The organism is Undibacterium sp. Tian12W (assembly GCF_049339405.1).
Classification (GTDB): Bacteria; Pseudomonadota; Gammaproteobacteria; order Burkholderiales; family Burkholderiaceae_D; genus Undibacterium.
In genome coordinates this window covers 1-6,138 of sequence record NZ_JBMPPK010000050.1, presented here as the reverse complement: position 1 = coordinate 6,138, position 6,138 = coordinate 1, and the positions used below count along the sequence as shown (strand labels likewise).

At 49.1% G+C, this 6,138-nt stretch carries 4 protein-coding genes; 2 read left to right on the top strand and 2 right to left on the bottom strand.

Annotation, left to right across the window (positions count from 1 at the left end; all coding sequences use genetic code 11):
• The first annotated feature begins 122 nt into the window (after positions 1–122).
• Both ACO0LI_RS30405 and ACO0LI_RS30400 read left to right on the top strand, forming a co-directional pair.
• On the top strand, positions 123–3,026 hold the full coding sequence (locus tag ACO0LI_RS30405) for a Tn3 family transposase (protein WP_423037645.1): 2,904 nt from the start codon (positions 123–125) through the stop codon (positions 3,024–3,026).
• 461 nt (positions 3,027–3,487) lie between these two features.
• Positions 3,488–3,811 (top strand): hypothetical protein, encoded by a 324-nt coding sequence (locus tag ACO0LI_RS30400; protein ID WP_423037643.1) that lies wholly within the window; start codon positions 3,488–3,490, stop codon positions 3,809–3,811.
• A gap of 208 nt (positions 3,812–4,019) precedes the next feature.
• Here the strand turns inward: ACO0LI_RS30400 and ACO0LI_RS30395 are convergent, their stop codons facing one another.
• Together ACO0LI_RS30395 and ACO0LI_RS30390 are read right to left on the bottom strand one after the other, a co-directional pair.
• A complete protein-coding gene (locus tag ACO0LI_RS30395) occupies positions 4,020–4,772 on the bottom strand; it encodes a DUF6602 domain-containing protein (protein WP_423037641.1) in 753 nt (250 codons plus the stop codon).
• Between the two features lie 192 nt (positions 4,773–4,964).
• Positions 4,965–5,822 (bottom strand): hypothetical protein, encoded by an 858-nt coding sequence (locus ACO0LI_RS30390; protein WP_423037639.1) that lies wholly within the window; start codon positions 5,820–5,822, stop codon positions 4,965–4,967.
• Positions 5,823–6,138: the final 316 nt, after the last annotated feature.

Here is a 6,138-nt window from a genome sequence, read left to right as displayed (position 1 = left end):
AGGAAGATGAGCGTTACGACCAAATGAAATTGGGACTGTAGCCGCCTTTAGGCGGCTCAAGGGTTACCAGCGCCTTTGAGGCGCCCCAGCAATAAACCTCCGGCTTTGCCGGAGGTAATTTAATTGCTCTCCCTAATCGGCTTTCCGATTTTGATGTGGAGCAATATTTTCAGCTTTCGCTTGAAGATATCGCCGCCATCACCCAAGAATTTCGCGGTGACCGGCGTGCAGGTGCTGCGGCCCTACTTTTAGTACTGCGCGCTACTGGAAGACCCTTAGACCAAGTAACCGCATTACCTAAGTTGCTGCTGCGCTACATCGGACGAGCCCTGGATATCACCACTCCGACAATTGCATCGTTACGGACCATCTACAAACGTTCGCAGACCTTCTATGCCCATCAAGCATGGGCCAAATCGTATCTTGGGTTTGTTGAGGTCGACCAGGCAGCTAGTGATGAGCTGTTCACCTACCTGTCAGCGCATGCCAATGAGGTCGTATCTGTTGACGAATTGGTGATGGCCGGATTTCGCTGGCTGTATGATAAGAAAATATTGATCCCCGGCGATCGGCCTGTGCGCGATTTGGCTCGTCGCTGCTATGAAGCTGTGGAGCAGGCGATCGCTGAAACTATCAAGTTGGCTGTCGACGAAACAAATATCACGGCTTGCCGTGACGCCGTTTACGCCCCTTTACCGGGCACGTCGATGACTTATCTCGAATGGCTCAAAACACCACCGAAAAAACATAGCCCATCGACTTACAAGGAGACATTGGAAAAAATCTCTTTCCTCAAAGCGATGCACGTCGATACTTGGATGTTTGAGTCCATCCCGCTGGAAAAGCAGCGCAGTTACGGGCAGCGCATCCAGAGCCGCCGCCCTTCCATGACTAAACGTTTGACTGATGCAAGCTTCATGATCGAACTGGTGTTCTTTCTCCGTGTTACATTGCTTGAATTAAGTGACAGCGTCGTGTTTCAAGCAGGCCGGCGTGTTGCCGATCTTGTCCGCTCAGCCTATCGGTCCACTCAAACAAAGCAGGCAAGCAATTCAGTGACATATCGGAAGCACTTGATGGACATAAAGACCATGTGGCAAGATACCTCGCTTACGGCAGAGGATTTCCGTTCCAAGATAGGCGAGCTGCTTATAGACATTGAAGACCAGCCGACGGCAAGTCATGCGGCCCACGTTCGCACCACATTGGTTACTGACGAAGACCGGATACGGCCGCTGCTACACTCACTAAGCCATTTAAGCCTGGACGGTCGAACCAATCAAAAACATTTAGCTAACCTGACCAAGTTGCAGGATCTTTATGCTGGCAAGGTCACGGAACTACCAGAGGGACAAGCCTACGAGACCGACAGAGCTTGGCAAAAGTTGGTAAATAGTTCCGACCGGAAGCAGGCCTTTAAGGCGCTTGAGGCCGCAACAATGCTAGGACTGCGCAGAGGGCTGCGGAATGGTTCGGTCTGGGTGCCCCACAGTGCGAGCTACCGTGGACGTGAACATACGCTGATTCCTTCCGAGAAATGGGAGCGTGAGCGTGAGCGACATGCTCAACTGCTGAAGATGCCGATCGACTGTGACAGCTTCCTTAATCCATTGCTCGCGGCTATCGACATAGGACTGAAGGAACTTGCGACATGTATGGAAAAAGGCATGATCAGTATCGATAGCGATGGCATCATCCACCTACCTAAACTAGAAGCTTTGCCAGAAGACCCTGCACCAAAACGCACACTTGACCTGATGTTTAAGGAAATCGGTGACGTCCAGTTCCCTGACCTTATGCTTGATGTCGACTACCATACGAATTTCAGCGAGCTATTACTTGGCCGACGTGCCAAGAATGAAGAGGAATTGGTCGCCCTGTATGCTGCGCTCATTGCCCACGGCACCGAAATCGACGCCAAGGGCGTTGCGGCCATGGTTCCCAACCTTGATCCTGCCCACGTTTCCACCGCAATGCGCAATTTGGAGGCACCAGGTCGTTTGCGGCGAGCAAACGAGCGGATTGTAGAGTTTCAAATCAAGCATCCCATTACTGAGCTCTGGGGCACGGGTGACAAGGCATCGGGTGACATGATGAGCCTGGACGCTTCGCGCCATCTCCTGCAGGCACGCCTGGAACCTCGTCGAAAGTCCCAGGCCATCGGGATCTATACCAATGTCCTCGATCGATATGGCATCGTCTATGACACGCCAATTGTGCTGAATGAACGACAGGCCGGCGTAGCTATTGCGGGAACCGAGCACTACAACAAGAGCGAGGATCGCATCCGGGTCTCGCTACTTGCTACGGATACTCACGGTTACACCAATGTGGCGATGGCCCTGGCTAAGGGATTGGGTTTTGATTTGTGCCCACATTTGCGTAATCTGTCTGAGCGCAAATTGTACTTGCCGCGCCATTTCGATGTGCCAGAAGCTATCAACACGGCTGCAGCGAAGGAAGTATCCGTTGCCGCTATCCGAAAAGGCTGGGATGACTATCTACGAGTACTCGCGTCGGCGCGTAGCGGTCGTGTCAGCATTCAGGTTTTGATGCGGCAACTGGGCAGCGCCGCCCAAGGAGATGCGTTACACAAAGCCATGGATCATCTGGGGCGTTTGCTGCGCACTTTGTTCTTATGCGATTATTTCACCAATCTGCAATTTCGCCGTGTCATTCGAACGATTTTGAATCGCGGTGAATCCGTGCATTTCCTCCAGCGTGCTGTCTATTACGGCAAGGTCCCGCCCGAACGTGGCAGACGGTCCGATGAAATGATCGCGATTTCGGGATCTCATGCCTTATTAACCAATTTGGTGATTGCTTGGAATACTGCACGCATGCAGGACACCATCGTTAAGTGGCGCAAAAGTGGACGCTCAATCGAAGACACCTGGTTACAGCGGATGGGTCCCGGGCATTTCTCTCATATCAACTTTCGGGGAACCTTTCGCTTTAGTGTTGAACGCTACGCTGATGCGCTGCTGCAGGCAACGACGCGAAGTGCAAAGCGGCGTATTGCTTGAATTATTACCTATCTGGCTACGGTGAGTAAGAAATCCGGGTTAACTTTTCATCCCACGAATCTGTAATTGAAGGATTACCTACCGCACCAATATGCACCAAGAACGTTTGGCAGCAGAATTAATTAAAATTTTAAGTCTTTGAATTTAAAGGAAATATTTTTATTCGGCGCACCAATACGCACGTCAAACATTTGCGGCGATATTTATTCGGTCAAACGCGGATCATTTGTTTTAGCAAGTGATGTGCTGGAGGGCTTTGTTTAAAAATTTCTGCGTTTTAAAATGGCCTTCTGCTTTTAAGCTATTTTTCTTGGATTGCCTTTTAATTGAGCAACTGTAGCCCTAAACCTGTGGATTCCCTCTCAACTCGGCCATCAGAAAGGCGTCAATTTCGACGTCAACGCATGCGCGTTAGAACAAATCTAGTATGAATATTTACAACCACATATAGAAAGTTCCAAATGTCTAAATTCAAAGCATCAGTGCAGTATCAAGACTTCGAAGGTACGGCAGCAGCAGACAATGCGGATCAAACCGACCTTCAGACCTTTCTTCAAGCCAAGGGATTAACGCATGGAGCAGAATTCCTTATCGCAGCATCACTGTGGATAGGCGAGAACCATGCTGGCAAACTCGGGATGGTTAATATCACGGCACACCTTTTTCAAAATGGCGATTACCGCACACCTTTTTCAAAATGGCGATTACGGCACACCTTTTTCAAAATGGCGATTACGACACAACTGTTGCGGCGTTGGCAGCAACACCCGATCCCATCCCAGTGAGAACTGTTCATGTTGAAGTGTCTCTAGAAGAGTATCTCGCTTTCTTCAAACGCTTCGCTGTAGTCCTGACGCATAGAGGTTTGAACATCAGTGGTCGCGAGTATGTTTCAAAGTAATGTGTATGAGGCCTACGAACAAGATGCTTCAGTAAGGTAACATGCCAATGACTGGCCGCTACCTGCATTCAGCGGAGCAACAACCATCAATTTCAGTGCTGAATGTGCTTCAAATATGCGGCCATAAAGATTGGTTCGTTACTAGCTTGCCCGTACAGATGGATAAGTAGCGCGTAAAACGTGAGTAACGCCTTCGAACTTGGCTTCGCAATAAGGTTTGTATCCGGCATGGGTATTGGCTGAAGACCCTCAGGGCCTACGTTCAAAATCAAACCTTTGTCCAAAATGCAGACGAGGTCGATTTGTTGATGAATGGGCTGACTTGCATTGAGGCGCTTCACATGATTTAGGACGGTCTCTAAAGAATCCGATTCATATGCAAAGATAAAAAATTGAACCGGCCAGTGCTGACTTGGCATACCGTAGAGGAGCTTGTCGGTGGTTGCTCGGTTCGGATGAAAAGCACTCTTATCGAGCTGTTTGAAAGCCTTCATGTTCTTAAAGGCTTCTTCAATGGCTTGTTTGTTCAAATAGGTCTTGACCTCAATCGCAGCATAAACGGCTTCGACCGGAAGAACGTTGATATTATCTTGTGAAAAAAATCGTGGCGCGGTGGCTCCGTCAAACAACAAAATATCAGCTTGCTGGGAACGCCCACCGTTGCTGTCAATCACTTCGCCAGTACACACTTCAATGCTGCCTGGCAAGTAGACACGAAGGGCCTCGGCTAATGTTGCTTCGTTGGCCGTGCCTTTAAGGCCACGGTGTTCAAGTGCAGCGCGACACTCTGCTAGTTCGGCCATTAGTTTGTTGCTGGAGGCGCTAAATAATGCTTCCCAGTCCATTCGATATCCTTAAAGTTTTTCGGTAGAGTACATCATCTTCCTTACATCGCAATTTGTGAGCGCGTTGCGGTGCACGGGGAATAAACTGGCGCTTACATTTCGACTTCGGAAACGAATTAGACTTTCAATCAAAATGCAGTCTTTCAGAAGCTTCAATCGAACGATTGCAGATATGCGAATAGCCTGGCGGACTTATACTGCAACGGGCAACGCTTGTTCGAGGGTCGGTATCGAGCGGATTACTTCGCAGCCACCGACTCCATGACGCTGCATGGTTTGTTTTGCTGACAAGATTCGATTCAGCGCCCAAGCATCATTGCTGACCAATATGTCGGTGTACGCCAAAGCCGAAACGCTATGAAAGAGATCAGCGGTGTCACTGGTCCTAGGCTTGCGCGTTGGGCTTGCTAGCCGAGGTCCGCTGAGGGCATCTTCAGCAAGGATCGCTGGACAATCTCGCAGCAACGTTGATCGGTGGTTGTGACAGTGAACCAGGATATCCGCAATTTGTGACGGTTCCCAAAAGCCTCCTTTCGAGTTTCGACGCGGAATCAATGTGGCCATCTTTGCGTGATTAGTCTGCTCATCGACGCGCTGTACGCCAGCAGGATCTTTCAGCATTGCGCTCATCGCTTCAACATGGTCTGCTTTACGCAATTCCACGATATCGCCAGTCACGTCACCCTCGGCACGGACGTAGTCAGTGAGTTGATATTCACGACGAACTTTAATCTGGTAATTCATCTGCAGAAATTCGGTAAATGTTTCGGTGAACATGGGGAACGGTAATCGACGCCCACCAAATAGCGACTCATTCAGGAACGAGACAATTTCCAGACGCTGCAGAACCAGCATGTCATGGATGTATAAAGGGCGAAGCGATTCCAAAAATGCCGCACGCTCGACGCGTTCATGTCTGGCCTGAACTATTTCTCGAATATTCCAGGTTGAAATAGCAACACGGATATGACCGGTATCGACAAGCGCTTTTATCGATGGCCAGGCGACTTGATCGGCCACGACATGGTGATCTAGGTAGACAATTTTCATTGCACAACTCCTGCTCGTCTATGGGTTCCTGGCATAGGCTGCCGTCGGTCCTAAACAAGCGTTAAAACCGCAAGATGTGGTTGCTGCAACCGGCAAGCAAGCACTTAATCATTTACCTCAATTCTAGAAGTACGTTTATTTTCTTAAATTCTGTTATCGTAGAATTTTAAAGAATTTTTCCCAAGTTTTTATCTAAGGAATCTCTGATTAAGTCCCCGAGCAATGATTCAGAAACGGTAATATAAGCTTATTTTCCATTGAATCATAAATACCATGAGACAGACAACATTTGCCGAAGGTGGCTTTGAACGCTATG

What these genes read in the sequence shown, in the direction of transcription:
- ACO0LI_RS30400 (WP_423037643.1), top strand. Translation starts at nt 3,488, where the DNA reads ATGTCTAAATTCAAAGCATCAGTGCAGTATCAAGACTTCGAAGGTACG.
- ACO0LI_RS30395 (WP_423037641.1), bottom strand. Translation starts at nt 4,772, where the DNA reads ATGGACTGGGAAGCATTATTTAGCGCCTCCAGCAACAAACTAATGGCC.
- ACO0LI_RS30390 (WP_423037639.1), bottom strand. Translation starts at nt 5,822, where the DNA reads ATGAAAATTGTCTACCTAGATCACCATGTCGTGGCCGATCAAGTCGCC.